The sequence below is a fragment of the Inquilinus sp. Marseille-Q2685 genome (assembly GCF_916619195.1).
Lineage (GTDB): Bacteria > Pseudomonadota > Alphaproteobacteria > DSM-16000 > Inquilinaceae > Inquilinus.
In genome coordinates this window covers 1237666-1262827 of record NZ_CAKAKL010000001.1, presented here as the reverse complement: position 1 = coordinate 1262827, position 25162 = coordinate 1237666, and the positions used below count along the sequence as shown (strand labels likewise).

General features: G+C 70.0%; 23 protein-coding genes. 10 read left to right on the top strand and 13 right to left on the bottom strand.

Translation table 11 applies throughout. The annotated features are described in order from the left end of the window. Positions 1 to 75 precede the first annotated feature (75 nt). Together secY and LG391_RS05915 are read left to right on the top strand one after the other, a co-directional pair. On the top strand, positions 76 to 1428 hold the full coding sequence (secY, locus tag LG391_RS05920; protein ID WP_225767056.1) for a preprotein translocase subunit SecY: 1353 nt from the start codon (positions 76 to 78) through the stop codon (positions 1426 to 1428). Continuing rightward, positions 1425 to 2018 (top strand): adenylate kinase, encoded by a 594-nt coding sequence (locus LG391_RS05915; RefSeq protein ID WP_225767055.1) that lies wholly within the window; start codon positions 1425 to 1427, stop codon positions 2016 to 2018. Before secY ends, LG391_RS05915 begins: the two co-directional genes overlap by 4 nt. Before the next feature lie 47 nt (positions 2019 to 2065). Here the strand turns inward: LG391_RS05915 and LG391_RS05910 are convergent, their stop codons facing one another. Then, positions 2066 to 2959, bottom strand: coding sequence for a LysR substrate-binding domain-containing protein (locus LG391_RS05910; protein ID WP_225767054.1), 894 nt, complete (start codon positions 2957 to 2959; stop codon positions 2066 to 2068). 103 nt (positions 2960 to 3062) lie between these two features. On the opposite strand from LG391_RS05910, the gene LG391_RS05905 reads away from it, so the two are divergent. After that, positions 3063 to 3470, top strand: a complete 408-nt coding sequence (locus tag LG391_RS05905) for a RidA family protein (RefSeq protein ID WP_225767053.1) — start codon at positions 3063 to 3065, stop codon at positions 3468 to 3470. Positions 3471 to 3867: 397 nt separating this feature from the next. Beyond that, positions 3868 to 4398, top strand: coding sequence for a carboxypeptidase-like regulatory domain-containing protein (locus tag LG391_RS05900; RefSeq protein WP_225767052.1), 531 nt, complete (start codon positions 3868 to 3870; stop codon positions 4396 to 4398). Positions 4399 to 4452: 54 nt separating this feature from the next. On the opposite strand, the gene LG391_RS05895 is transcribed toward LG391_RS05900, so the two are convergent. Continuing rightward, positions 4453 to 5469 carry an NAD(P)-dependent alcohol dehydrogenase gene (locus LG391_RS05895; protein ID WP_225767051.1) on the bottom strand — a complete coding sequence of 339 codons (1017 nt, stop codon included), beginning with the start codon at positions 5467 to 5469 and terminating at the stop codon, positions 4453 to 4455. 137 nt (positions 5470 to 5606) lie between these two features. On the opposite strand from LG391_RS05895, the gene LG391_RS05890 reads away from it, so the two are divergent. Beyond that, the gene (locus LG391_RS05890) at positions 5607 to 5996 is read left to right on the top strand and encodes a helix-turn-helix domain-containing protein (RefSeq protein ID WP_225767050.1); all 390 of its coding nucleotides are present in this window, start codon (positions 5607 to 5609) and stop codon (positions 5994 to 5996) included. 8 nt (positions 5997 to 6004) lie between these two features. Here the strand turns inward: LG391_RS05890 and LG391_RS05885 are convergent, their stop codons facing one another. From LG391_RS05885 to LG391_RS05875, 3 genes are all read right to left on the bottom strand, one after another. Beyond that, the gene (locus LG391_RS05885) at positions 6005 to 8095 is read right to left on the bottom strand and encodes a M10 family metallopeptidase (RefSeq protein ID WP_225767049.1); all 2091 of its coding nucleotides are present in this window, start codon (positions 8093 to 8095) and stop codon (positions 6005 to 6007) included. Positions 8096 to 8299: 204 nt separating this feature from the next. After that, a complete protein-coding gene (phbB, locus tag LG391_RS05880) occupies positions 8300 to 9022 on the bottom strand; it encodes an acetoacetyl-CoA reductase (RefSeq protein WP_225767048.1) in 723 nt (240 codons plus the stop codon). A 97-nt stretch (positions 9023 to 9119) separates the two neighbouring features. Then, complete coding sequence (locus tag LG391_RS05875) at positions 9120 to 10292, bottom strand: acetyl-CoA C-acetyltransferase (protein WP_225767047.1); 1173 nt, start codon at positions 10290 to 10292, stop codon at positions 9120 to 9122. A gap of 129 nt (positions 10293 to 10421) precedes the next feature. On the opposite strand from LG391_RS05875, the gene LG391_RS05870 reads away from it, so the two are divergent. Beyond that, entirely contained in the window at positions 10422 to 11276 is an 855-nt protein-coding gene (locus LG391_RS05870; protein WP_225767046.1) for a 2-keto-4-pentenoate hydratase, read from the top strand. Here LG391_RS05870 and LG391_RS05865 read toward each other — a convergent pair. Continuing rightward, positions 11164 to 12474, bottom strand: a complete 1311-nt coding sequence (locus tag LG391_RS05865; RefSeq protein WP_225767045.1) for an alpha/beta fold hydrolase — start codon at positions 12472 to 12474, stop codon at positions 11164 to 11166. The two genes, LG391_RS05870 and LG391_RS05865, sit on opposite strands and share 113 nt — an antisense overlap. A gap of 360 nt (positions 12475 to 12834) precedes the next feature. Between LG391_RS05865 and phaR the strand changes: the two genes are divergently transcribed. Next, positions 12835 to 13473: a polyhydroxyalkanoate synthesis repressor PhaR gene (gene phaR / locus LG391_RS05860; RefSeq protein ID WP_225767044.1), complete on the top strand. Its 639-nt coding sequence runs from the start codon at positions 12835 to 12837 to the stop codon at positions 13471 to 13473. A 16-nt stretch (positions 13474 to 13489) separates the two neighbouring features. Here phaR and LG391_RS05855 read toward each other — a convergent pair whose 3' ends face one another. The 4 genes from LG391_RS05855 to glgX all read right to left on the bottom strand — a co-directional run bounded on the left by LG391_RS05855 (position 13490) and on the right by glgX (position 17142). Further along, on the bottom strand, positions 13490 to 13993 hold the full coding sequence (locus LG391_RS05855) for a hypothetical protein (protein WP_225767043.1): 504 nt from the start codon (positions 13991 to 13993) through the stop codon (positions 13490 to 13492). Between the two features lie 4 nt (positions 13994 to 13997). After that, positions 13998 to 14345 carry a DUF6152 family protein gene (locus tag LG391_RS05850; RefSeq protein WP_225767042.1) on the bottom strand — a complete coding sequence of 116 codons (348 nt, stop codon included), beginning with the start codon at positions 14343 to 14345 and terminating at the stop codon, positions 13998 to 14000. A 123-nt stretch (positions 14346 to 14468) separates the two neighbouring features. After that, positions 14469 to 14945 (bottom strand): bacterioferritin, encoded by a 477-nt coding sequence (gene bfr, locus LG391_RS05845; protein WP_225767041.1) that lies wholly within the window; start codon positions 14943 to 14945, stop codon positions 14469 to 14471. Between the two features lie 100 nt (positions 14946 to 15045). Continuing rightward, positions 15046 to 17142, bottom strand: coding sequence for a glycogen debranching protein GlgX (gene glgX, locus LG391_RS05840; protein ID WP_225767040.1), 2097 nt, complete (start codon positions 17140 to 17142; stop codon positions 15046 to 15048). Positions 17143 to 17294: 152 nt separating this feature from the next. On the opposite strand from glgX, the gene LG391_RS05835 reads away from it, so the two are divergent. Beyond that, positions 17295 to 17975, top strand: coding sequence for a hypothetical protein (locus LG391_RS05835; RefSeq protein WP_225767039.1), 681 nt, complete (start codon positions 17295 to 17297; stop codon positions 17973 to 17975). 131 nt (positions 17976 to 18106) lie between these two features. Here LG391_RS05835 and glgB read toward each other — a convergent pair whose 3' ends face one another. The 3 genes from glgB to LG391_RS05820 form a co-directional block, all read right to left on the bottom strand. Further along, entirely contained in the window at positions 18107 to 20353 is a 2247-nt protein-coding gene (gene glgB / locus LG391_RS05830; RefSeq protein ID WP_225767038.1) for a 1,4-alpha-glucan branching protein GlgB, read from the bottom strand. Between the two features lie 100 nt (positions 20354 to 20453). After that, positions 20454 to 21767, bottom strand: a complete 1314-nt coding sequence (locus LG391_RS05825) for a hypothetical protein (RefSeq protein ID WP_225767037.1) — start codon at positions 21765 to 21767, stop codon at positions 20454 to 20456. Positions 21768 to 21889: 122 nt separating this feature from the next. After that, positions 21890 to 22522: a LysE family translocator gene (locus tag LG391_RS05820; RefSeq protein WP_225767036.1), complete on the bottom strand. Its 633-nt coding sequence runs from the start codon at positions 22520 to 22522 to the stop codon at positions 21890 to 21892. Positions 22523 to 22633: 111 nt separating this feature from the next. Here LG391_RS05820 and LG391_RS05815 point away from each other — a divergent pair, with 111 nt between their 5' ends. Together LG391_RS05815 and LG391_RS05810 are read left to right on the top strand one after the other, a co-directional pair. Further along, positions 22634 to 23092 carry an Lrp/AsnC family transcriptional regulator gene (locus LG391_RS05815; protein WP_225767035.1) on the top strand — a complete coding sequence of 153 codons (459 nt, stop codon included), beginning with the start codon at positions 22634 to 22636 and terminating at the stop codon, positions 23090 to 23092. Positions 23093 to 23185: 93 nt separating this feature from the next. After that, on the top strand, positions 23186 to 25147 hold the full coding sequence (locus tag LG391_RS05810) for an acetyl/propionyl/methylcrotonyl-CoA carboxylase subunit alpha (RefSeq protein ID WP_225767034.1): 1962 nt from the start codon (positions 23186 to 23188) through the stop codon (positions 25145 to 25147). Positions 25148 to 25162: the final 15 nt, after the last annotated feature.

Sequence of the window (25162 nt, the reverse complement as noted above, 5' to 3'; positions counted from 1 at the left end):
CGTCCAACGCGGGTAAAACAGGGGCGGGGACCGCGCATGTTCGCAGTCCCCGCCTTTTTTCATTCGAGGCCTTGCATGGCATCTGCTGCAGAACAGCTCGCTGCGAACCTGAACTTCGGCGCCTTCGCCAAGGCGACGGAGCTCCGCAAGCGCATCTGGTTCACCCTTGGCGCGCTGATCATCTACCGCATCGGCACTTATGTGCCGATTCCGGGCATCGATCCCCGCGTGCTGTCGGAGATCTTCACCCAGCAGGGCGGCGGCCTCCTCGGCATCCTCAACATGTTCGCCGGCGGCGCGCTGGGTCGCATGACGATCTTCGCGCTGAACATCATGCCGTACATCTCGGCCTCCATCATCATCCAGCTCCTGACGGCGGTGTCGCCGACGCTCGAGGCGCTGAAGAAGGAGGGCGAGGCCGGGCGCAAGAAGATCAACCAGTACACCCGCTACTTCACCGTGGTCCTGGCCACGGCCCAGGCCTATGCGCTGGCGGTCGGGCTCGAGAGCGTGCACGGCTCGATGGGCGCGGCGGTGGTGGACCCCGGCTGGTACTTCCGCTTCACCACGGTGGTCACCATCGTCGGCGGCACCATGTTCCTGATGTGGCTGGGCGAGCAGATCACCTCGCGCGGCGTCGGCAACGGCATCTCACTGATCATCTTCACCGGCATCGTCGCCTCGCTGCCGCACGCCCTGGTACAGATGCTGGAGCTGGGCCGGACGGGCGCACTGTCGCCCTTCGTTATCCTGGTGCTGCTGGTGCTGTGCGTGGCGGTGATCTTCTTCATCGTCTACATGGAGCGGGCGCAGCGCCGCCTGCTGGTGCAGTACCCCAAGCGCCAGGTCGGCAACCGCATGTTCGGCGGCGAGAGCTCGCACCTGCCGCTCAAGCTCAACACCTCGGGCGTGATCCCGCCGATCTTCGCCTCGTCGCTGCTGCTGCTGCCGGCGACGCTGATCGGCTTTGCCGGCAACCAGGCCGAGGGCGCCGGTGGCTGGGTGTCCTGGATCGCGACGCAGCTGGCGCATGGCCAGCCGCTGTTCATGGCGCTCTATGCCGCGCTGATCATCTTCTTCTGCTTCTTCTACACCGCGATCGTCTTCAACCCGGAGGAGACGGCCGACAACCTGAAGAAGTATGGCGGCTTCATCCCCGGCATCCGCCCGGGCAAGTCGACCGCCGACTACATCGACTATGTGCTGACCCGGATCACCGTGATCGGCGCCGCCTATCTGACGGTGGTCTGCCTGCTGCCGGAGTTCCTGACGTCGCAATACGCGGTGCCGTTCTACTTCGGCGGCACCAGCCTGCTGATCGTGGTCACGGTCACCATGGATACGGTGGCCCAGGTCCATTCCCATCTCCTGGCCCATCAGTATGAAGGGCTGATCAAGAAATCGAAGCTGCGGGGGAGCCGTCGATGAATTTGATCCTGTTGGGCCCGCCCGGGGCAGGGAAGGGGACGCAGGCGAAACGGCTGGAGGATCGGTACGGGCTGAAGCAGCTCTCGACCGGCGACATGCTGCGGGCGGCGATCGCCGCCGGCACGCCGCTGGGCCGGCAGGTGAAGGAGGTCCTGGACCGCGGCGATCTGGTCACCGACGAGACCATGCTCGACATGATCGCGGAGCGGATCGCGCAGCCCGACTGCGACCGCGGCTTCATCCTCGACGGCTTCCCGCGCACCGTGCGCCAGGCCCAGGGGCTGGACGAGATGCTGGGCCGGCACGGCAAGTCCCTGGCCGTGGTGATCGAGATGAAGGTCGACGAAGCGGCGCTGTTCGCCCGCGTCGCCAACCGCGCCGCCCAGTCGGCCGAGAAGCGCTCCGACGACACCGAGGAGACGCTGCGCAAGCGCCTCGCCGTCTATCGCGAGCAGACCGCGCCGATCATCCCCTATTACCGTGACAAGGGGCTCCTGAAGGCGGTCGACGGCATGGCCGACATCGATACGGTGACGCGGGAGATCGAGACCATCCTCGGCCTGCAGCCGGCAGACGCCTCGGCGTCCTGACCGGAACGCCGGCGAAGGATCGGGGCGGCCTTGGGGCCGCCCTTTTTTCATGGCCTCGAACCCGCGGCGGCTGCTGCGACGATCCAGTCTCGGAAGGCGCGGATCTTGGGCCGATGACGCTGGTCCGCGGCGTAGACCAGCCAGTAACCCTTGGCGCGGTCGACCAGAAGCGGAAAGGGCGCGACCAGCCGTCCAGTGGCCAGATCCTCGGCGAAGAAGTCGGGCGTGACCAGGGCCGCGCCCAGCCCGCCCGCGGCGGCCTGCGCCGAGGCCGCCTGGTTGTCGAAGCGCGGCGCCGGCTTCCGAATGGCCGTCGGGGCCTCGACGCCGGCCGCCTCGAACCAGGCGTCCCAGCTCATGCTCATGCCGATCAGCGGTAGCGACAGCACATCCGCCGGTTCGCGCAGCCCGGCCGCGAGCCGCGGCGCCACCACGCAGGCGAGGCGAACCTCCAGCAGTTGGTGGGCGATGAAGCGCGGCGGAAAGCCGCTTGGCCCGGCACGGATCTCGATATCGGCGGTCAGCTCGCCTTCGATGCTGTCGCCGAGCTCGGTGCTGGTGGCGAGCTTGACCGTCAGCTCCGGATGCGCGGCCTGGAAGGCGCCCCGGCGCGGCGCCAGCCAATGGGTGGTGAAGGTGGGCACCGAAACGATCGTCAGGGTGCGACCCGCCGCATCCACCTCGCTGCCGACCGCGGCGCGCAGCCGGCCGAAAGCGTCGACCACCTCGGCCGCCAGCCGCTCCCCGGTCTCAGTCAAGGCTAGGCTGCGGCCGCGGCGGGCGAACAGCGGCGCGCCCAGCCGTTCCTCCAGCCGCTTGACGTGGTAGCTGACGGCCGCCTGGGTCAGCCCCAACTCCTCCGCCGCGCGGGTGAAGCTGACATGCCGCGCCGCTGCCTCGAAGGCGTGCAGGGCGGGCAGGGGCAGGCTGTCGGTCGTCATGGCTCAGTATAAGCCGGGCTTATGATTTGCCGCGAGGCCCTGCGTGGTTCGGCCGAGCGGAGCGGCGCATCGTCCGCCCATCCCTTCCAGACGGATGGCCACGATGTCTTCAAATCTTCCTATCTTCTTCAACCCCGAGACCATGCCGGCGCCGAACGGCTATTCGCAGGTGGCTATGATCCCGGCCGGCGCCCGGCTGGTCCAACTCGCCGGCCAGGTCGGCATCCGCCCGGACGGGACGATCACCGGACCGGATTTCGCCGCCCAGGCCGAACAGGCCTTCGAGAACGTCAAGGCCGGCCTGGCCGCCGCCGGCAGCGGCTTCGAGCATGTGATCCGGCTCGGCATGTTCGTCACCGACTTCGCCGCCCAGGGGCCGGCCCTGCGCGCGGTGCGTGACCGCTACGTCAACATCGCGGCGCCGCCGGTCAGCACGACGCTGCAAGTGTCGCGATTCTTCCGTGAAGGGCTGCTGTTCGAGCTCGACGTGCTCGCCGTGGTGCCGGGGTGAGCGCCGTGCCGGCCGTCCTTCCGGCACGGCTGCCGATGGCGCTGCGCCGCCTCGCCGGAACGATTCTGTCGTTCGCGTCGCTGCTGCGGCGCCGTCGTCCCGTGCTTCGCCCGGGCGACCTCTCTGAGCATGTCCGGGCCGATCTGGGGCTCGAGAGGTGGCGGGGCTGGCAAAAGCCGCCCCGGGGCTTCCTCTGAGGTCACCCGATCGCGAGGACGTCCAATCGTTGCGTCTGGACGACCTATCCGCCCAGCTGCAGGCCGATCTGGCTTCGAGAAGACGCACTTGCAGCTCCTTAGACGCCAGCCGACATCCTGGCTGATCGAAACCGGCGTGATACCCTTCTCCGACCGGTTGCGCCGATAGGCCCGCCAGCCGGAATTTCGAGGAGGATTTCATGAAGCTTTTGGAAAAGGGCGCCGGTCTGGCCGTCGCGCTCCTGCTTGCCGCATGCAACACCGCAACGCCTAAGGCCCAGTCGTCGGCATCGGCTGCCGACGCCGGCGTGGTGGCGTCCTCGGCTCAGCCGGCGACCGGGACGGTCCGGGGACGCGGCTATGTTATCCTGCCCACCGGCGACATGGTCACTTGTGCCCGGCTGAAGGTACTGGCCGTCGGGCCGAACGCTCCCAAGGATCGGGGAGTTCAGCGGGACGCCATATGCAATTCACAGGGATATTTCGAGTTCACCGACTTGCCGGCCGGGGTGTGGGATCTGAAGACGGTCGCCTTGTGGCGGATCCGGGACACGGACACAGCGCAGGGGATCGAGCTGTGGGAGGACGGTGTGCGGGTCAAGGCGGGTCAGGAAACGAATGCGACCGTCGCCCGAATCCTGTGCTGCAGCCGTGATGCCAGCAATGTCGGTTGGGTAGATTTCTTCACGGTCGACTTGAAGACTGGAAAGGTCGGCGGGTCGCTCTGGTGAGTTGAACTGGCGGCCGGACTGGCCCGTTGCGGGTCAGGCCCGACCGCCGCTTCGTCACCCGATTGCGATCACGATCTTGCCGACATGGCCGGCCGCTTCGAGGTGGCGGTAGGCGTCCTTGGCCTGCTCGAACGGGAAGACCCGGTCGATCACCGGGCGGATGCCGGCCTGCGCGATGTGCCGGTTCATCGCCTCGAACATCTGGCGCGAGCCGACATAGAGGCCGCGCAGCGTCACCGACCGGCCGATCAGGGGCGTCGGCTCGAACGGGCTGCCGGCGGTCAGCACGCCGATCAGCTGCACGAAGCCGCCGATCCGGGTGGCGGCGATCGACTTCGGCACCGTGCCGGCGCCGCCGACCTCGATGACATGGTCGACGCCGCGCCCGCCGGTCAGGCGCAGCACCTCCTTCTCCCACTCCGGATGGCGGCGGTAGTTGATCAGCTCGGCTGCGCCCAGCGCCTTCGCCTGCTCCAGCTTGGCGTCGCTGGAGGAGGTGGCGATCACCCGGGCCCCGGCGGCATGGGCGAATTGCAACGCCAGGATCGAGACGCCGCCGGTGCCCAGCACCAGCACGGTCTCGCCCGGCTGCAGCGGATGCTGGCCGCCATAGAGCGCGTTCCAGGCGGTCACCCCGGCGCAGGGCAGGGCCGCGCCCTCTTCGAAGGACAGATGGTCGGGCAGGTGCACCAGCCCGTCCTGGTCGAAGACCCGGTATTCGGCCAGCACGCCATGGGCCGCGCCGCCCAGGGCGCTGGCGTGATCGGCGGCGTCGATCTCGCCGCCGATCCAGCTCTGCATGAAGATGCCGGCGACGCGGTCGCCGACCTTGACCCGGGTCACGTCCGGGCCGACCGCCACCACCTCGCCGGCGCCGTCGGACAGCGGCACCAGGTCGGGCAGCGCCGGGCCGCGGCTGTAGCGGCCGGTGGCGACCATCAGGTCGCGGTAGTTCAGCGACGCCGCGCGCAGCCGGACCAGCGCCTGGCCGCGGCCGGGGACCGGCGTCTCGGTCTCGGCGAGGGTGAGGTCGTCGATGCTGCCGATGCGGGGGAAGCGGTACTGGCGCATGGCTCGAATCTCTCCGATGAGGGCTCGGGATCGCCGCCGGACCGGCGGCATGGACGCCATGTTGCGGCTTGCAGGCCTTTGCGCAAGAAGGCAACATTTCTTGCCATAGGATACTCTTTTGCACCTATGGAGACGAAATGCCGCCACGAGAACAGGCCCGCCGGCCCTATGGCTGTGCGGTCGAGGTCACGCTCGCCGTCATGGGCGGCAAGTGGAAGCCGGTGATCCTGTACCAGTTGCTGGAAGGGCCGAAGCGCTTCGGCGAGCTGCGGAAGACCGTCGGCGGCGCGACGCAGCGCTCGCTGACGCTGCAGCTGCGCGAGCTGGAGGCGGACGGCATCCTGCACCGGCAGGTCTTCGCCGAGGTGCCGCCGCGGGTGGAGTATTCGCTGACCGAATACGGCCGCACCCTGGCCCCGGTGCTCGACGCCATGAAGGCCTGGGGCCAGAGCTTCCGGGACCGGGTGGAGGGAACGGGGGAGACAGGAAGGACTGCTGTCAGGCCCTTGGCCGAGGCAGCGGCCTGACGGGTCCCTCAGCCCCAGACACTGTCATTGGGGGCGGCGCGGCCCTCGTACAGCCCGAAGCGCAGATAGTGCTCGAGAGGGTCGATCCGGGCGGCGGCGATGTCCGGGTTCGCCGCCAGATAGGCCTGGGTGTCGAAGGCGGCCGATGGGTCCCGCCCCTCCTTCCATCCGAAGAGATGGTAGTGCTCGAGCGGATTGATTCTCGCCGCCGCGACGTCCGGATTGTGCGCGAGATAGCCGTCCGTGTCGAAAAACGCATTCGGGTCGCGGCCTTCGCGCCAGCCATTCCGCGCATAGTGCGTGTCCGCGTCGGCCCGTGCCGCCCAGACATCGGGATTCCTGCTGTAGTAGAACAGGTCGTCGACCTCGTAGTTGCCGTCGCGCTGGTCGATCGAGCCATCCCGGAACTTGTACTGCTCCAGCCCGGCGCCATCGTGAGACCCGGTCGAATCCCGAAGAGTCACCTCTGGCCCGGAGAAGGAGATGGTGACGGCGCGAAGATTGCTGGCGCTGGCGAACACCTTGTAGCTGCGCCCTTCGGATGCCCCGGCGCTGAGATAGTGCTCGAGCGGGTCGATACGGGCCGCCGCGACATCGGTGTTGATGGCCCGATAGGCGCTGCTGTCGAACTGCGCCGAGGGATCGCGGCCCTCTTTCCAGCCGAAGAGATGGTAGTGCTCGAGCGGATTGATCTTCGCTGCCGCGATGTCCGGATTGTGGGCCAGATAGTAGTCCGTGTCGAACAGGGCGTTGGGGTTGCGCCCCTCCTTCCAGCCGGACCGGGCGTAATGGATCTCCGGGTCGACATGGGCGTTCCAGACGTCGCGATTCGCGTCGTAGTAGAACAGGTCGTCGACCTCGACATTGCCGTCGGCCTGGACGACGGTCCCGTCGTCGAACCTGTACTGCTCGACGTCGACCAGGGTGTCGTGCCCCTGGGGCCCGTCGAGGACGGGGCGGCCCTGGCTGGAGGATACGGCGGTCTGCGTCAGCCGGGCATGGATCACCGCCGTGTCGGTGCCGGTGCCGCCGTTCAGGACGTCGCTGCCGGCGCCGCCGTCGAGCGTGTCGTTTCCGGCCCCGCCGAAGAGCTGGTTGTTCGCTTGGTTGCCGACGATCGTGTCGTTGCCGCCGCCGCCGCGAGCGTTCTCGATCAGCGATCGCGGGTCGTTGTCATGCAGGAGGGCGTTGTAGACGTTGCCTTTCGCCCGATGGTCGTTTCCCAGGTCGGCGATTTGCTCCGACGACAACCTCGAATAGCTCCCCGGCCGCAGATCCACCGTCAGATTGGTGCCATAGTTCGAGAAGTCATAGGTGTCGTTGCCGCCGCCGTCCCAAACCGTCAGGAAGATGCGGTTGCCGGCCGGCGTGCCCTGGCTGCGCCCGTCGATGAACATCGTGCCGCTGGTCGGCGAGAAGGTGTAGACATTGTTTCCGGAATTGGTGTTGTAGTCTGCGCCGTACATCTCCTGCAGTGCAGCGATGTCGTACATCATGTAAGTTTGCGCGAAGCTGTGATCTTCGTTGTAGACGTAGTCCGTCGGAGCGCCGACATAGCTCCGATACGTCATCAGGGAATATTCCTGCGCGTCATAGGCGTACTGCATCGCGACGCCCGCCACGCCGCCGGCCTCATTGCCATGCTTCAGGCCGAGCGCGTGCCCGATCTCGTGCAGCATGGTGAACCAGGCATAGTTTCCGCGGGCTGGGGCGTCATAGTCCGTGCCGGAAAACCAGATGTCGCCCGCCTTGGTGCCGGTGCCTGGGTAATAGGCATAGGCGGTGGGTTCGGCATCGGACGAATGCGCCAGCCGGATATTGGCCGTCGAATGCTGGCTGGTCTCGGAGATGCCGAGATTGGTGAAGGTCATCACTTGGCCGAAGACGACACGGGCCGCGTTGACCATCGCGCTCGTCACCGGCCGGAACTCGTGAAGGGCCTCCGAGTACCCCGATCCGTAGGCGCTGGCCGTGCCGGGAAACGAGACGGTGATCGTGCTGGCGCTCCATTTGACGCCGGACAGCAAGGCGTCGATGTTCTGCACGCCGGTCGCGCTCACCGTCGTGCTTCGTCCCCAGCCGCCGGTGGACACCGGCATTTCGGATATGCTGTCGCCGATACCGGCCGCTTGGCTTGACGACATCGGATGGTCTCCCCCAGGCGCGACCGCGACAGGGTCGCAAGCATAAGTGTGTCGGAAAATTTCCCTAAATATTTATCGAATGTATCGGATCTTGTAATGCCTGGGAAGACCTGCCGCTCGCTGCGTCGGGACGGGGGTGGCCCGCCCCGACGCAGCGTCTCAGTACATATGCTGGCCGCCGTTGATCGACAGGGTCGAGCCGGTGATGAAGCCGGCCTCGTCGTCGACCAGGAACAGCACGCCGCGGGCGATCTCCGACGCCTTGCCCAGGCGGCCGACCGGCACCTTGGCGACGATCTTCTCCAGCACGTTCGGCGGCACGGCGCGGACCATGTCGGTGTCGATATAGCCCGGCGCAATGGCGTTGACGGTGATGCCCTTGCCGGCGCCTTCCTGCGCCAGCGCCTTGGTGAAGCCGTGGATGCCGGACTTCGCCGCGGCGTAGTTCACCTGGCCGTACTGTCCGGCCTGGCCGTTGATCGAGCCGATGTTGACGATCCGGCCGAAATTGCGGGCGCGCATGCCGTCGATGACGCAGCGGCACATGTTGAAGCAGGAGCCGAGATTGGTGTCGATCACCGCATCCCAGGCGTTCCGGTCCATCTTGTGGATGGTGCCGTCGCGGGTGATGCCGGCGTTGTTGACCAGCACCTCGACTGGCCCGAGATCGGCCTCGATCTTCGCGATCGCGGCCTGGCACTGCTCGAAATCGGCGACGTCGAACTTGTAGACGCTGATGCCGTGCCGCTCGCTGAAGGCGCGGGCGGCGTCATCGTTGCCGGCATAGGTCGCGGCGACCTTGTAGCCCTTCTCCTTCAGGGCCAGCGAGATCGCCTCGCCAATCCCTCTCGTCCCGCCGGTCACAACCGCTACACGTCCCATAGCGTCCTCCCAGGGTTGGATTGAAGGGCCGCCGGCCGCGACGAGAGAGATCGGCGGGCGGCCCCGGAAACGGCGCCTCGGCAGGGAGGCGCCGGGCTCAGCGCTCGACGCAGAGGGCGATGCCCATGCCGCCGCCGATGCACAGGGTGGCCAGGCCCTTCTTCGCGTCCCGCCGGCCCATCTCGTAGAGCAGGGTGGTCAGGATCCGGGCGCCCGAGGCGCCGATCGGGTGGCCAATGGCGATGGCACCGCCATTGACGTTCACCTTGGCCGGATCCCAGCCCATGTCCTTGTTCACCGCGCAGGCCTGGGCGGCGAAGGCCTCGTTGGCTTCGACCAGGTCCAACTGCTCGGCGGTCCAGCCGGCCTTCTTCAGCGCCGCGCGGCTGGCCGGGATCGGGCCCGACCCCATCACCGCCGGGTCGACGCCGGCCGTGGCCCAGGAGGCGATGCGGGCGAGCGGGGTGATGCCCCGACGCGCCGCTTCCTCCTCGGTCATCAGCACCAGCGCCGCGGCGCCGTCATTGAGGCCGGAGGCGTTGCCGGCGGTCACCGTGCCCTCCTTGTCGAAGGCCGGGCGCAGCTTGGCCAGCACCTCGATCGTGGTGTCCGGCTTCAGGTACTCGTCGGCATCGATCACGGTGTCGCCCTTGCGGCCCTTGACCGTGACCGGGGTGATCTCGTCCTTGAACCGGCCCTCGCGCTGCGCCGCCGCCGCCTTCTGCTGCGACGCCAGGGCGAAGCGGTCCTGCTCGTCGCGGGTGATCTGCCACTTCCGGGCCACGTTCTCCGCCGTGTTGCCCATGTGGTAGCCGTTGAAGGCGTCCCACAGCCCGTCGCGGATCATGGTGTCGACCATCTTGGCGTCGCCCATCTTGGTGCCGGCGCGCAGATGCAGCGCGTGCGGCGCCAGCGACATGCTCTCCTGCCCGCCGGCGACGACGATGCGGGCGTCGCCCAGCGCGATCGACTGGCTGCCGAGGGCGACGGTGCGCAGGCCGGAGCCGCAGACCTGGTTGATGCCGTAGGCCGTGGCCTCCTGCGGGACGCCGGCGGCGATCGCGGCCTGGCGGGCCGGGTTCTGGCCGGCGGCGGCGGTCAGCACCTGGCCCAGCACCACCTCGTCGACCTCGGTGGCCTCGACCTTGGCCCGGCCCAGCGCCGCGGTGATCGCGGCGGTGCCCAGCTCATGCGCCGGCACGGCGGCGAAGGCGCCGCTGAAGGCCCCGACCGGCGTGCGCGCGGCTGCGGCGATGACGACATTGGCCATAAGGCGTTTCCCTATGCTGTTCGGCGCGGCCGGGCCGCACCGGTCGAATTGCGCTAAGGTGACGATAGCCACTGCCCTTCCGCCTGTGCAACCGCGACGGGAGGGGCTGGCCAAAGGGGGGAGGGATCGATGCGCAAGTCGTTGTTGCGGGCCGTCGTGCTGGCCGCGCTGGTGGGAACGATGCCAGCGCTGGCGGCCGAGGATTGCGCGGTCATTGCCGCCCGCGCGGCCGCGGCCTGGCGGGCGAAGACGGTCGTGACCGGCCTCGCCGGCATCGACGGCGCCACCGCCGCCTGCGTCCAGAAGACGCTGGTCCGGGATCTCGCCCCGGATGCCGGTCCGCCGGTCGGCTACAAGGTCGGCCTGACCGGCAAGGCGATGCAGGAACGGCTGGGCGTCAGCCACCCGGTCTCGGGCGTGCTGCTGCAGCGGATGTTGCTCGAAATCGGGGCGCCGGTCCCGGCCGGCTTCGCCGCCAGGCCGCTGGTCGAGGCCGACCTGATCGCCGTGATCGGCGACGCCGGCGTCAACCAGGCGAAGACGCCGGCCGAGGTGCTGGCGCATCTTTCGGCCCTCCGACCCTTCATCGAACTGGCCGACCTCGCTTTGGCGCCGGACGAGAAGCCGACCGCGGCCTTGATCGCCGCGATCAATGTCGGCGCCCGCCTCGGCGTGCTGGGACAGCCGATCGCGGTCGAGCCCGGCTTCGCCGAGCGGCTGGCGACCATGCAGGTCTCGCTCACCGACGGCTCCGGCAAGGTGCTGGCCGAGGCGCCGGGCGCCGCCATCCTCGGACACCCGCTGAACGCGGTGATCTGGCTGGCCCAGGACCTCGCGGCGCGGGGCGAAGCGCTGCAGCCCGGCCAGCTGGTCAGCCTCGGCTCCTTCGGCCCGCCGGCGCAGCCGGTGCCCGGCGGGACCGTGACGGTGCGCTACGACGGGCTCTCGGCCGCGCCGGTGTCCCTGTCCGTCCGGTTCGAATAGCGCCTTCCAGCCATCCCGCCAGCGGCCGCCACACCTGCGCCTCGGCGCCGCCGGCCACCACCATGCCGATATGGCCGAGCGTCGGCTCGATCCGCTCGGCGCCCGGCATGCGCTCGGACAGGGCGCGGGCGCTGGCCGGCGGCACGATGCGGTCGCGGGCCGGGATCAGGTGCAGGCTGGGCCGGCGGATCGTTTCCGGCCGCACCGCAGCGCCGTCGATCCGCCAGGCGCCGCGGCCGGGCATGTTCTCGCCGTACCAGCCGGCCAGGCATTCCAGCGCCACCGGCCCCGGCAGCGGGATGCCGTCGTTCAGCCAGTCTTCCAGCGCCACGAAGCGCGCCGCCTCCGCCGAGCCGGGGTCCAGCCGGCCGAAGGCGCTGAACTTGCGCAGCGCGGTCAGCGGGTCGAGCGTGGTGAACAGCGCCTGGATGCCGTCGACCGGCAGCACGCCCAGCGAGGCGACGACGGGCAGGCTGGCCGCCGCCGCCATCCGGCCGATCTCGGCCTGGTGCGGGGCGTCGGCATGGAAATCCCAAGGGGCGGCCATGAGGGCGATGCCGGCGATGTCGTCCGGCCGCCGCGCCGCCAGCGCCGCCGCCAGCGTGCCGCCCATGCAGTAGCCCAGCAGCCCGATCGGTCCTTTCGCAGCCGCGAGAACGGCGTCCAGCGCCGGCTCCAGCCGCCGCAGGATCACATCGGTCAGGGTGACGTCGCGCTCGGCCGCGTCCGGCACGTCCCATTCCAGCAGCAGCGGCCGCACGCCCTGCGCCGACAGGAAGCGCAGCAGGCTTCGCTCCGCCGTCAGGTCCAGCACATAGGCGCGGTTGACCATCGACGGCACCACCAGCAGCGGCAGCCCGTCGGCGGGGCCGTAATCGCGCAGCTTGGCGGATCCGCCCCGCCATAGCACCGGCGGTACCGGCAGGTCGCGGCGATAGGGATGGCGGATGTAGCGCTCCAGCCCGGTCAGGAAGGCGCCGGCGCGCCGCGTCGCCTCCCGCGCCAGGGCCGCGCCGGCGGCGTCAGGGGGCAGGCTTGCGAGGCGTTCGGCGGCGCGGCGCAGCGGTTCCGGCCACAGCGGCTTCGAGCCGGGCGACGCGCTCCTCGAGAGCGGCAATGCGGCGATCCCGCTCGTCAGGCTCGCCGCCGCCGCGGCCAGATGTAGCGGCAGAGGCCGGGGGCCGAGGCGCAGCGTCATCGCCGGCCCTCCCGCCCAGGCCCGCCACGATCCGCGACACATGGCCGGGATCCAGCAGGGCGGCCCAGCCGCGCAGCGTCTCGGGATCGGTCAGGGTTGCGGTCCAATGCTCTTGCCAGAGATCGAGGAAGCGGCGGGCCAGGTCGTCCGGGGTGTCGCCGTCGCCGGGCGGCGGGTCATGGGGCGGTTTCGGCGCAGTCATCGGCGGCGATCATAGTCGGCCCCGCCGGGCCTGCCTATGCCCGGCGCGTGTTGCGATGCGAAAGGATCGTGACATGCCGCGCCGGTCGGACCAGTATAGGCCCCAATTCAGTGAAAGCGGCCGTGAGCCCGCGGCCGGAAGAAGCGATAGGGACACCCATGCCGACCAGTCAGGCCGCCCCTGGAACCGCCCCGTCGGCCGAGGAGCCGAAGAGCGCTCCCATCACCATCAAGAAGTACGCCAACCGCCGGCTCTACAACACCGCGACGTCGAGCTATGTGACGCTCGAGAACCTGGCCCAGATGGTCAAGGACGGCACGGAATTCGTGGTCTACGACGCCAAGACCGGCGAGGACATCACCCGCTCGGTGCTGACCCAGATCATCGTCGAGGAGGAAGGCAAGGGCCAGAACATGCTGCCGATCGGCTTCCTGCGGCAGCTGATCAGCCTGTACGGCGACAACCTGCAGTTCATGGTGCCGCGCTACCTCGAATCCTCGATGGAGGCCTTCGCCCGCAATCAGGACCAGATGCGCCAGTACTTCAAGGACGTCAGCGGGGTCTTCCCCTTCGGCGCCTTCGAGGAGATGGGCAAGCAGAACATGGCGCTGTTCGAGCGGGCGATGCAGATGTTCACCCCCTTCGCCGCCGGCAAGGGGGGCAAGCCGCCCGCCGCCAACCCGGCCGAGGCCGCGGCCGGACCAGCGCCGTCGGAGCAGGGATCGATCGACACGCTGCGCCAGAAGCTGGACGACCTGCAGCGCCAGATCGAGGAGATCACCAAGCCGAAGCGGTGACCTGACCGGACCGGCTTCAGCCGTAGGCGATCAGCCGGCCGAGCGCGCCGGCGAAGAACCACAGCACGATCGACCCCGCCGCCTGGATCCGCCCGAGCAGCGGCGGGGTATGGTCCCAGTCGGGCAGCGAGCGCTGCCACAGCCAGCGGAAGGCGATCGCATTGGCCAGCGCCGCCGCGATCACCAGGATCTTCAGCTGGAAGATGTCGGTCGCGGCCAGCGGCCCGGCATCGGCGGCGAACAGCATCGCGCCGGTCGCGGCCATCAGCACCAGGCCGGCCAGCGCGACCCGGGTCAGCAGGCGCGACACGATGCGGACCGGCAGGGCGCGGCCGAAGCCGACGAGGCGGAGGTCGAGCAGCCCGATGCCGCCGACCAGCAGCACCAGCCCGAGCAGATGCAGCAGGTTGGCGGCCGGGTAGAGCCACAGCGAATCGCGCATCAGCGCGCCGAAGGCGGAATGCTCGAGCAGCGCCGCGCCCTCGGCGAGAAGGCCGCTGCCCCTGGGGCCGTGCTCCATCGGCTCAGCGCAGCTCGACGGTGCGGCCGCCGATGGTGATCCGCTCGGCCCGCATCTCGTCCGCGACCACCCGGCTGGGATAGCCGACCACGGTCACGGGCGTGCCGACGGTCAGGTCCTCGCGCGGCAGGCCGCGCCGGTCCATGCGCGACGGCGGCGACAGCACCACCTGCCAGGTCTTGCCGTCCTGGGTCAGGGTGATCAGGCCGTGCGGGTTCTGGTAGCTCGCGGTCTCGATCGGGCCCGAGAGCGTGAGCGTGGTGTTGGCGTCGTAGGAGCTCCAGCCGTGATGGGCCAGGGCCGTGGCGGGCACCAGCGCCGCCAGCAGGACGATCGGCACGCTACGGGGCATCGGTCTTCTCCCGGCGCTGACGAACCTCCGTATCAGGTTGGGTGCCGGGCCCGCGATGCAATCACCCGGGCAGAAAAAAGCCCCGCCGAAGCGGGGCCGTGGAAGCGGGAAGAGACGATCCCGTCACTCCTCGTCGGTCGACACCAGCTGGATGTAGTTCTGCAGGCCCATCTGGCTGATCAGGTATTGCTGCGATTCGAGCCAGTCGATGTGCTCCTCGGTGTCGCCGAGGATCTTCAGCAGGATGTCCTTGGAGACGAAGTCGCGCACCGATTCGCAATGCGCCATCGCCTCCTTCACCGTCTTCTGGTTGAAGGTCTCGAGGCCGAGGTCGGATTCCAGCATCTCCGGCACGTTCTCGCCGATGCCGAGCTTGCCGAGATCCTGCAGGTTCGGCAGGCCCTCCAGCACCAGGATGCGCTCGATCAGCAGATCGGCGTGCTTCATCTCGCCGATCGATTCCTCATACACCTTCTTGGCCAGGCGCTTGATGTCCCAGTTCTTGAGCATCCGCGCATGCAGGAAATACTGGTTGATCGCGGTCAGCTCGTTCTTCAGCACCGCGTTCAGGTGGGTGATGACTTTCTTGTCGCCCTGCATCGTCGCCTCGGCCGGTGTTCGTCAATTCGCGGAGCGCACCTTAGAACGATTACAGGAATCCGTAAAGTTTTACTTCTGTGATTGAGAAACAGTCGCAGCTTTATTGCAAGTCATTCTTGATCTCCGCCGGCGAGGCGGCTCCGAGCGCCAGGAGAGCCAGGCTTTCCGCCATCAGCGGATAGGTCGCCGCATCCAGCCGCGGCACGGCAGGCGTCCGCGCCGTGTCGAGCCAGGGGTGCCAGGCGCCGAGGGACGGCAGGGCGAAAGGGATGTCCGCCGGCCCGGGGTTGAGCAGCAGCAGCAGCGGCGGCGTGCCCGGCTCGCTCAGCAGCACGCCGAGGGCGAAACCGGCCGGATCGTCCCAGTCGGCCGGGGCCATGGCCTCGCCGTCCGGCCGCAGCCAGGCGATGTCGGGCAGGCCGTCCTTGCCGTTCGGCGCGCCGTGCAGGAACTGCGGCTGGCGCAGGGCCGGATGCGCCCGGCGCAGCGCCACGACCCGGGCCGCGAAGTCGAGGAAGCCGGGGTCGGCGGCGTCCCAGTCCAGCCAGGTCAGTGTCCCGTCCTGGCAATAGGCGTTGTTGTTGCCCTGCTGGCTGTGGCCCAGCTCGTCGCCGCCCAGCAGCATCGGCACGCCCTGGCTGAACAGCAGCGTGGCCAGCAGGTTGCGCCGCCGGCGCAGCCGCCGCGCCAGGATCGCCGGGTCGTCGGTCGGCCCTTCGGCGCCGAGGTTGTCGGAATGGTTGTCGCCGGTGCCGTCGCGGTTGCCCTCGCCGTTGGCCTCGTTGTGCTTCCGCGCATAGGAGGCGAGGTCGGCCAGGGTGAAGCCGTCATGGGCGGTGACGAAGTTGACGCTGGCCCGGGCGCCGCGGCCGCCATGGTCGAACAGGTCGGCGGAGGCGGAGAGGCGCCTTGCCAGCTCCGGCCGCTGGCCCGGATCGCGGCGCCAGGTTCGGCGGACGCCGCCGCGGTACCGGTCGTTCCACCCCGACCAGCCCGCGGGGAACTCGCCGACGCGCCAGCCGCCCGGCCCGATGTCCCAGGGCTCGGCGATCAGCTTGCACGGCGCCAGCACCGGATCCTGCGCCACCGCCTGCAGGAAGGGAGCGGCGGGGGTGAATTCGCCGTCCACCCGGGCCAGGGTGGGGGCGAGGGCGAAGCGGGAGCCGCCGACATGCGCCGCCTCGACCCACCAGCGCAGGCTGTCCATCACCATCTGCAGCACCCGCGGATGGCCGAGGTCGAGGGCATTGCCGGTGCCGGTGGGGTTGAACGGCTCGCGCCGGTCATGCGGCGCGTGCTGGTAGTAGGACAGGTTGTCGATGCCGCGGAAGTTCAGGGTCGGGCCGAAGACGTCGCTCTCCGCCGTGTGATTGTACACGACGTCGAGGATCACCTCGATGCCGGCCCGGTGCAGCGCCTTGACCGCGTTGCGCAGCGCCTCCAGGGGCGGCAGGGCGCCGGCATAGGCGGGGTGGACGGCGAAGAAGGCGGCGGTGTTGTAGCCCCAGTAGTTCCTCAGGCCGCGTTCGACCAGCGCCCGCTCGTCCAGGAAGGCGTGCACCGGCATCAGCTCGACCGCGGTGACGCCCAGCCGGCGCAGATGGTCGACCATCACCGGATGGGCCAGCCCGCCCAGCGTGCCGCGCAGCGGTTCCGGCACGCCCGGATGGCGCATGGTCAGGCCGCGGACATGGGCCTCATAGATCACGGTGTCGGCCCAGGGCGTGCGCGGCGCCTCGTCGCCCTCCCAGTCATGGGCCGGGTCGACCACCACCGATTTCGGCACGAAGGGGGCGCTGTCGCGCGGGTCGAAGGACAGGTCGGCCGCCGGGTCGCCGCGGGTGTAGCCATGCACCGAATCATCCCAGCGGAAGCCGCCGGCCAGGCCGCGGGCATAGGGGTCCAGCAGCAGCTTGTTCGGGTTGAAGCGGTGGCCGTCCAGGGGCGCGTAGGGGCCGTGGACGCGGAAGCCGTAGACCGTGCCGGCCCCGGCGCCGGGCAGGAAGCCGTGCCAGACCTGGTCGGTGCGGGCCGGCAGGTCGCGGCGCGCGACCTCCTGTCGCCCCTCGGCGTCGAACAGGCACAGCTCGACCCGCTCGGCATGGGCGGAGAACAGGGCGAAGTTCACCCCGTCCTCCGTCAGCGTGGCGCCGAGCGGCCAGGGGCGGCCGGCCGGAATCCGATCGGGCAGCGGCATTGCGGGGTTCCTTCGATCCTGTCCCGCGGGCAGGATGGGGCGCGTGGGCGGCGGTCGTCCACCGGCCATCGTGCCGCCCCGACCGCCGACACGTTTTCACCAAGTTTCGCCGCTAGGCGTTGCCCAGCCGACCCGCCGAAAGGACCGACCGCGTGACGACCCTCGCCGATCCCGATCACAGCCCGGCCGCGCCGACCGATCCGCACCCGGTTCCTTCGCGCGATCCGGAAGGGCCGCGAATCGCCGTCATCGCCGCGATCATCGTCGCCTTCGTCGCCCTGGTCGCGGCGATCTATCTCGGCGTCGAAAGCCGCAGCGCCGGCCAGTCCCGCGACGGGCTGCAGGCACGGCTGGAGGCGGCGGAGCAGGAGCTGGCGGCGCTGAAGCGGGCCGGCGCCGACCGCGACGCGCTGAAGGCCGAATCGGAACAGCTGCAGGCTCTGCTGCAGCAGGGCCGGGCCGCCCTGGCCGAGGCCACCCAGCGCCGCGACCAGGCCGCGCAGGAGGCCGACGCGGCCGCGGCGCGGGTCCAGGCGACGCAGGACCAGGCGAAGGCAGCCGATTCGCAGCTCGCCGCGAAGCAGGGCGAGATCGCCGATGCCAGCGGCCGGCTGGAGCAGCTGCGCGCGCAGGAGGCGGCGCAGCGCGACAGCTACGGCAAGCTCAACGCCGACGCCGCGGCGGTGAACGGCCAGCTGGCGCAGGCGACCGAGCAGCTGGGCAAGACCCAGGGCGACCTCGCCGCGGCCCGCCAGCAGCTCGCCGACCTGCAGGCCCAGATCGCCCGTACGCAGGAGGAGCTGAAGCGCCAGGCCGAGGCGCAGAAGCCGTAGCGGCGGGGCGGCCTCACCGCCCATTCGACCGAGCATCGTAGGTTGGGTTCGCCTTGGCGAACCCAACGCGCGACCTGTGTCTGTTGGATTCGCGACCGCGAACCCAACCTACCTCGGATGGGACCGCCGCCTCACCCCGCCCATTCGAACAGCACGGTCGCCAGCGGCGGCAGGGTCAGCAGCATCGAGCAGGGGCGGCCGTGCCAGGGTGAGGCCTCGGCCTCGACCCCGCCGAAATTGCCCATGCCGGAGCCGCCGTAGATCTGGGCGTCGGTGTTCAGCCGCTCGACCCAGCGGCCGCCCTGGGGCACGCCGATGCGGTAGCCCTGGCGCGGCACCGGGGTGAAGTTCGACACCGCCAGCACCGGCCGGTCGCCCTCCTTGCCGCGGCGCAGCCAGACCAGGATAGAATCGGCGCTGTTGCTGGCGTCGACCCAGTCGAAGCCCTGCGGCTCGCAGTCATGCACATGCAGGGCCGGCAACTCGCGGTACAGGCGGTTCAGGTCGCCGATCAGCCGCTGCACCCCGGCATGGCGTTCGGCGTCCAGCAGGTGCCAGTCCAGGCTGCGGTCGTGGCTCCATTCGTTGCGCTGGGCGAACTCGCCGCCCATGAACAGCAGCTTCTTGCCCGGATGGGCCCACATGAAGCCGTAATAGGCGCGAAGGTTGGCGAATTGCTGCCAGTCGTCGCCCGGCATCTTGCCCAGGAGCGACCCCTTGCCGTGCACCACCTCGTCATGGCTCAGCGGCAGCACGAAGTTCTCGCTGAAGGCGTAGAGCAGGCCGAAGGTGAGGTCGGAATGGTGCCAGGGACGGTGCACCGGGTCCTTCTGCATGTAACGCAGGGTGTCGTTCATCCACCCCATGTTCCACTTGTAGCCGAAGCCCAGGCCCCCGAGATGGGCCGGGCGCGACACCGCCGGCCAGGCGGTCGATTCCTCGGCCACGGTGGTCACGCCCTCGTGCCGGCCGAACGCCTCGATGTTGGTCTGGCGCAGGAACTCCACCGCCTCCAGGTTCTCGCGGCCGCCGAAGCGGTTCTGCACCCATTCCCCGGCCTTGCGGCTGTAGTCGAGGTACAGCATCGAGGCCACGGCATCGACCCGCAGCCCGTCGACATGGAAACGGTCGAGCCAGTAAAGGGCGTTGCCGAGCAGGAAGTTGCGCACCTCGGCCCGGCCGTAATTGTAGATCAGCGTGCCCCAGTCCTGGTGCATGCCCTGGCGCGGGTCCGCGTGCTCGTAGAGCGCGGTGCCGTCGAACCAGGCCAGTCCGTGCTCGTCCTTGGGGAAATGCCCGGGCACCCAGTCCAGCAGCACGCCCAGCCCGGCGCGGTGGCAGCGGTCGACGAAGGCGGCGAAATCCTCCGGCGGGCCGAAGCGGCTGGTCGGGGCGTAGAGGCCGATCGGCTGGTAGCCCCAGGATCCGTCGAACGGATATTCGCTGACCGGCAGCAGCTCGATATGGGTGAAGCCGAGGCCGGCGGCGTAGGGGACCAGCTGGTCGCCCAGCTCGCGCCAGGACAGCGGCCGGCCGCCTTCCTCCGGCACGCGGCGCCACGAGCCGGGATGGACCTCGTAGATGCTGATCGGGGCGTCGCGCCGCTGCGCCGCCGCGCGCCCGGCCAGCCATTCGCCGTCGTCCCAGCCGTGCTCCGGCAAGCCGTGCACGATCGAGGCGGTCTTCGGCGGATGCTCGGCCCGGAAGGCGAAGGGATCGGTCTTCAGCGGCAGCAGCTCGCCGCCGCGGCCGCGGATCTCGAACTTATAGGCCGCGCCGGGCCCGACGCCCGGCAGGAAGATCTCCCACACGCCGATGCCGGGGTGCAGCCGCATCGGGTGCAGCCGCCCGTCCCAGCTGTTGAAGTCGCCGACCACGGCGACGCGGCGGGCGTTCGGCGCCCAGACGGCGAAGACGGTGCCGCCCACCCCCCCCAGCGTCCGCGGATGGGCGCCGAGCCGCCGGTAGAGCTCCAGATGGGTGCCCTCGCCGAGCAGATGCAGGTCGATCTCGCCGAAGCTGGAGGGGAAGCGGTAGGGGTCCTCGATCTCCCAACCCCCGCCGGCCGTGCCGTAGTCGATGCGCAGCCGGTAGCGCTGCGGGAAGGGGCGGTCGATCCGGCCGTCGAACACCCCGTCGGGATGCCGCCGGGCCAGCCGCGCCAGCACCGCGCCGCTGTCCGGGTCGATCGCCTCGACCGCCACGGCGTCCGGGCGGAAGCAGCGCAGCACCGTGCCGCTTCCGGCGGGATGGGGGCCGAGCACGCCGAACGGGTCGCGGTGGTCGGACGCGACCAGCGCCGCGATGTCGGCCGGCTCGGTCAGGCTGTCCCGGGCATCCGTCTCGGCCGTGGAGCGAGGGGGCACGGCATGGGTCATGAAGCCTCCATCCTCCCGTGATCTTGACCGGTTCCTGCCCGAAACAACAAGGGCGGATCCGGGATGGATCCGCCCTCGCGTCGTGCCGTGGTGGTTTCGGTCAGCCGCCGGAGCCGGGTGCGGCCGCTGGCGGCTGCGTACCCTCGGCCGGCGGCGTCGCCGGCGCGGCGGGCGCCGCCGGGGCGGTCTGGCCGGCGTCCGGCGCCGTGCCCTGCGGGGCCGCCTGGCCGTTCTCCTGCTTCTGCCGCTCCGCCTCGACCGCCGCCATCTGCGTCTGGATGAAGGTGGCCAGCTTGCCCGAGGCGTCGTCCGCCAGTGCCTTGTCGGTCTGCAGTGCCTGGTGGAAGAAGGCGCTGTAGTAGTTGTCGTCGAGGGTGAAGACCAGCGAGGCGGCGATCTTCTGCTGGTTCATCGTGCAGCTCAGCTCGGCCCGCTTGACGGCGTAGGGACCTTCGATCACGGCCGGCTGGTCGCTGCTCTGCCAGTCGGTGCCGCAGACCGACTTCATGATCTCCAGATAGCGCTTGGCGAACTGGTCGATCTCGACCGCGTCGCCGCGCGGCTCCTGGTGCAGGCCGCCGACGACCTTGCCGTCGGTGCCCACCTGCCAGGCCTGGTTGATCTGCAGCGGGTCGCGCGGCAGCTTGCGCGGATCGGCGATGCCGACATCCTTCAGCCCGGCGCCGACCAGGATGTCCTGCAGCGCGCCAACCGGCATGCCGAAGCCCTGCGCGCCGATCAGGGTGCGGGGGTCGGCCGGTGGATTGTTCGCCCGCGCCTGGGTCAGCAGCTTGCGCGCGGCGTCGATGCAGCTCTTCAGCGCGCCGAGGCCGGCTCCCGTGCCGGTGAGCGCGAAGGTGTACTCGCCCTTCGGGGTGGTCACGATCGCCTTGTTGCCCTTGGCCAGCGCCTGGAACAGGTCCCCACTCTGCGCCGCGGCCGGCAGGACGAAGGCCTCGGGGTTGACCGGCAGCGCCTCGAAGCTCTTGTCGAAGCTGCCGTCGACCCGGATGCGGCCCTGGCCCTTATCGCCTTCCTTCAGCCCCCAGTCCTTCCGGATCACGGCCACGTTGAAGGCGTAGTCCGGCGCCATCTGGAAGGACAGCAGCTGGTTGCCGTCATAGGGCTTCTGGATGCCGCAATAGGCGAACTGCCCGTTGCTCGGGTTGGGAACGGCGCCGCCCTTCCAGCCGCCCGCATCGATCTTGAATTCCTTCGGCAGCGGGACCTGCTGTCCCTGCGGCGCGGCCTGCGCCGGCTGGCCTTGCGCCGGCGCCGGCTGGGCGGCCGGGGCCGCGGGTGCCTCCGCCGGCTTGGCGGGCGGTGCCGGGGGCGCGGCCTGCTGCGCGATCGCCGGGGCGGCGAACAGAAGCGGGAGCAGCGCCACGCCGGCGCGGAGGATCGAAAGATTCATACCAGGACGCGTCCGTTCAGTTCTCCGGGCGGGACGTCTCGAGCCTTTCCCGCAGGGCGGGCCACACTCGTCCAAGGCGGCGCGGCTTGTCAATCCGCGAGAACGCAGCGCAGCGGCAGCGGCTACCAGCGCAGCCACAGGGCCAGGAACATGTAGGCGGCGAACAGCAGCAGCAGCACCCCGGCGACACGGTCGATCCACAGCAGCGTCCGCGGCGTCAGGCGGCCGCCGGTGGCGGAGACGACGAAGCTCAGCGTCGTGAACCAGGAGGCGGAGCCGAGCAGCACGCCGGCGACCAGGATCAGGCCGGAGGCGAAGGACAGCGTTTCCGCCAGCCCGACCGCGGTGAAGGCGGTGGCGAAGGTCAGGATCGTCATCGGGTTGCTGAGGGTCAGCAGGAAGGCGGTGACCACCGCGGTGATCTCGCTGCCCTCGGTCCGCCCGGTCTCGGGGTCGCGCTCGATATGGCCGGCATGCAGCAGGGTGCGCACGGCCAGCACGGCCAGCACGGTGCCGCCGATCAGGTGCAGCGCGTCCTTCAGCGTGATCAGCCAGGCGCTCAGCGCCACCATGCCGAAGGCGGCGATCAGGCCGAACAGCCCGTCCGCGAAGGCGGCGCCGATGCCGGTCAGGATGCCGAAGCGGGGGCCGTGGATCAGCGTCCTGCGGATGCAGAGGACGCCGATCGGGCCGACCGGCGCGGCAATGGCGATACCGAGCGCGACGCCTTTGGCGAACAGGAAGGGATCGGTCATCACGTGTTGGGTGCCGCCGGCCTCGTGTCAGAAACAGAACGATCGCGAATGGTGGTTCGCCGGCCCTTCGATTAAACCAATGCGGGATTGAAACCAACGGGGGCGATTCGGATGGATGCGAAACTCCGCCTCGATGCCATCGGTCGCACCCTGGTGCTGGCGCTGCAGGAGAATGCCCGCGCCAGCTATGCCGAGCTCGGCCGGCTGGTCGGCCTGTCGCCGCCGGCGGTGGCCGAACGGGTGAAGCGGCTGGAGGACCAGGGCGTGATCAAGGGCTTCCGGGCCGAGATCGACCGCGCCCGGCTCGGCTACGGCCTGTCCGCCTTCGTCCGCCTGCGCTGCCGGGCCGAGACGTTCCCGGCGGTCGAGGCCTTCGCCCGCACCGTGCCCGAGGTGGTGGAGTGTCACGAGGTCGCGGGCGAGGACGCCTATGTGTTCAAGGTCGTCGCCCGATCGATCCAGCATCTCGACGAGATCCTGCTGCGCCTGGCCGCCTTCGGCGCCACCACCTCCTCCCTGATCCTGTCGTCGCCGGTCGCCGGCCGCGTGCTGCCGCCGGCGGGGGAATAGGCGGAAGCGGGGCGCCCCACCGCTTTCCTGTTGCGGCGCGGCACGGCTGGGACGCAATCTTGCGCCCATGGCCCGACCGCCTCCGAAGGGACGATGTTCGACAAGATCCTGATCGCCAATCGCGGCGAGATCGCCTGCCGCGTCATCCGCACCGCGCGGCGCATGGGCATCAAGACCGTGGCCGTCTATTCCGAGGCCGACGCCGACGCGGTGCATGTCCGCATGGCCGATGAGGCCGTGCCGATCGGCCCGGCGCCCTCGGCCCAGTCCTATCTGGTGATCGACCGCATCGTCGAGGCGTGCCGCGCCACCGGCGCCCAGGCGGTGCATCCCGGCTACGGCTTCCTGTCCGAGAACCCGCGCTTCTGCGCGGCGCTGGAGGCCGCGGGCATCGCCTTCATCGGTCCGGGCGTCCACGCCATCGAGGCGATGGGCGACAAGATCGAATCGAAGAAGCTGGCCCAGGCCGCAGGCGTCTCGACCGTGCCCGGCCACCTGGCGCCGATCGCCGACGAGGAGGAAGCGGTCGAAGTCTGCCGCCGCATCGGCTACCCGGTGATGCTGAAGGCCTCGGCCGGCGGCGGCGGCAAGGGCATGCGCGTCGCCGGCAACGACGACGAGGCGCGCGAGGGCTTCCGCTCCGCCCGCAACGAGGCGCGCTCCGCCTTCGGCGACGACCGGGTCTTCGCTGAGAAATTCATCGAGGAGCCGCGGCACATCGAGATCCAGGTGCTGGCCGACGCCCACGGCAACACCGTCTATCTCGGCGAGCGCGAATGCTCGATCCAGCGCCGCCACCAGAAGGTGATCGAGGAGGCGCCGTCGCCCTTCCTCGACGAGGCGACCCGGCGGGCGATGGGGGCCGAGGCCTGCGCTCTGGCCCGGGCCGTCGGCTACCGCTCGGCCGGCACGGTCGAGTTCATCGTCGGCGCCGACCGGTCCTTCTATTTCCTGGAGATGAACACGAGGCTGCAGGTCGAGCATCCGGTGACCGAGGCGGTGACCGGATTCGACCTGGTCGAGCTGATGATCCGCATCGCCGCGGGCGAGGGGCTGCCGTTCCGGCAGGAGGATGTGCGGCTGGACGGCTGGGCGATCGAGGCCCGGGTCTATGCCGAGGACCCGCTGCGCGGCTTCCTGCCCTCGATCGGCCGGCTGACCCGCTACCGCGCGCCGGAGGAAGGGCCGCAGGTCCGCGTCGACACCGGCGTCGACGAGGGCGGCGAGATCTCGATGCATTACGACCCGATGATCGCCAAGCTGATCGGCATCGGGGCGAACCGGACCGGGGCCATCGCCTCGATCCGCAGCGCGCTGGACGGCTTCGTGATCCGCGGCGTCAACCACAACATCCCGTTCCTGGCGGCGCTGATGCACCACCCGCGCTTCGTCGAGGGGCGGCTGACCACCCGCTTCATCGCCGAGGAATTCCCGGACGGCTTCCATGGCACCGCCCCGTCGGGGGAGGCCGCCGACCGGGTCGCCGCGCTCGGCGCCGCCATGCTGCACCGCCAGGCGCTGCGCGGCGCGGCCCACGGCGCGCGCGACTGGGTGCTGCGCGCCGGCCGGCAGAACCGGCCGGTGACGGTGGCGGAGGATGCCGGCGGCTGGCGGGTGACGCTGGACGGCCGGTCCTTCGCCGTCCAGGGCCATTGGCGGCCGGGCGCGCTGCTGTTCGACGGCACGGTGGACGGCGCGCGGATGGTGGCGCAGGTCGACCGCCGCCCGGTGGGGCTGCGCCTGACCCATGCCGGCGGTGAGGCCGACCTGGTGCTGCTGACGCCGCGCGCCGCGGCGCTGGCCGAGCTGATGCCGGTCAAGGCGCCGCCCGACATGTCCCGTTTCCTGCTGTCGCCGATGCCCGGGCTCCTGGTCTCGGTCGCGGTCGCCGCGGGCGACCCGGTGCGCGCCGGGCAGGAGCTGGCGGTGGTCGAGGCGATGAAGATGGAGAACATCCTGCGGGCCGAGCGCGACGGCGTGGTCGGGGCCCTGCATGCCAAGCCGGGCGACAGCTTGGCGGTCGACCAGAAGATCCTGGAATTCGCAGCGGCCTGAGGGCCGGGAGAACGC

Excerpts from the sequence above, each read along its gene's own strand:
- secY (WP_225767056.1), top strand. The coding sequence starts at position 76 with ATGGCATCTGCTGCAGAACAGCTCGCTGCGAACCTGAACTTCGGCGCC.
- LG391_RS05915 (WP_225767055.1), top strand. The coding sequence starts at position 1,425 with ATGAATTTGATCCTGTTGGGCCCGCCCGGGGCAGGGAAGGGGACGCAG.
- LG391_RS05910 (WP_225767054.1), bottom strand. The coding sequence starts at position 2,959 with ATGACGACCGACAGCCTGCCCCTGCCCGCCCTGCACGCCTTCGAGGCA.
- LG391_RS05905 (WP_225767053.1), top strand. The coding sequence starts at position 3,063 with ATGTCTTCAAATCTTCCTATCTTCTTCAACCCCGAGACCATGCCGGCG.
- LG391_RS05900 (WP_225767052.1), top strand. The coding sequence starts at position 3,868 with ATGAAGCTTTTGGAAAAGGGCGCCGGTCTGGCCGTCGCGCTCCTGCTT.
- LG391_RS05895 (WP_225767051.1), bottom strand. The coding sequence starts at position 5,469 with ATGCGCCAGTACCGCTTCCCCCGCATCGGCAGCATCGACGACCTCACC.
- LG391_RS05890 (WP_225767050.1), top strand. The coding sequence starts at position 5,607 with ATGCCGCCACGAGAACAGGCCCGCCGGCCCTATGGCTGTGCGGTCGAG.
- LG391_RS05885 (WP_225767049.1), bottom strand. The coding sequence starts at position 8,095 with ATGCCGGTGTCCACCGGCGGCTGGGGACGAAGCACGACGGTGAGCGCG.
- phbB (WP_225767048.1), bottom strand. The coding sequence starts at position 9,022 with ATGGGACGTGTAGCGGTTGTGACCGGCGGGACGAGAGGGATTGGCGAG.
- LG391_RS05875 (WP_225767047.1), bottom strand. The coding sequence starts at position 10,292 with ATGGCCAATGTCGTCATCGCCGCAGCCGCGCGCACGCCGGTCGGGGCC.
- LG391_RS05870 (WP_225767046.1), top strand. The coding sequence starts at position 10,422 with ATGCGCAAGTCGTTGTTGCGGGCCGTCGTGCTGGCCGCGCTGGTGGGA.
- LG391_RS05865 (WP_225767045.1), bottom strand. The coding sequence starts at position 12,474 with ATGACGCTGCGCCTCGGCCCCCGGCCTCTGCCGCTACATCTGGCCGCG.
- phaR (WP_225767044.1), top strand. The coding sequence starts at position 12,835 with ATGCCGACCAGTCAGGCCGCCCCTGGAACCGCCCCGTCGGCCGAGGAG.
- LG391_RS05855 (WP_225767043.1), bottom strand. The coding sequence starts at position 13,993 with ATGGAGCACGGCCCCAGGGGCAGCGGCCTTCTCGCCGAGGGCGCGGCG.
- LG391_RS05850 (WP_225767042.1), bottom strand. The coding sequence starts at position 14,345 with ATGCCCCGTAGCGTGCCGATCGTCCTGCTGGCGGCGCTGGTGCCCGCC.
- bfr (WP_225767041.1), bottom strand. The coding sequence starts at position 14,945 with ATGCAGGGCGACAAGAAAGTCATCACCCACCTGAACGCGGTGCTGAAG.
- glgX (WP_225767040.1), bottom strand. The coding sequence starts at position 17,142 with ATGCCGCTGCCCGATCGGATTCCGGCCGGCCGCCCCTGGCCGCTCGGC.
- glgB (WP_225767038.1), bottom strand. The coding sequence starts at position 20,353 with ATGACCCATGCCGTGCCCCCTCGCTCCACGGCCGAGACGGATGCCCGG.
- LG391_RS05825 (WP_225767037.1), bottom strand. The coding sequence starts at position 21,767 with ATGAATCTTTCGATCCTCCGCGCCGGCGTGGCGCTGCTCCCGCTTCTG.
- LG391_RS05820 (WP_225767036.1), bottom strand. The coding sequence starts at position 22,522 with ATGACCGATCCCTTCCTGTTCGCCAAAGGCGTCGCGCTCGGTATCGCC.
- LG391_RS05815 (WP_225767035.1), top strand. The coding sequence starts at position 22,634 with ATGGATGCGAAACTCCGCCTCGATGCCATCGGTCGCACCCTGGTGCTG.
- LG391_RS05810 (WP_225767034.1), top strand. The coding sequence starts at position 23,186 with ATGTTCGACAAGATCCTGATCGCCAATCGCGGCGAGATCGCCTGCCGC.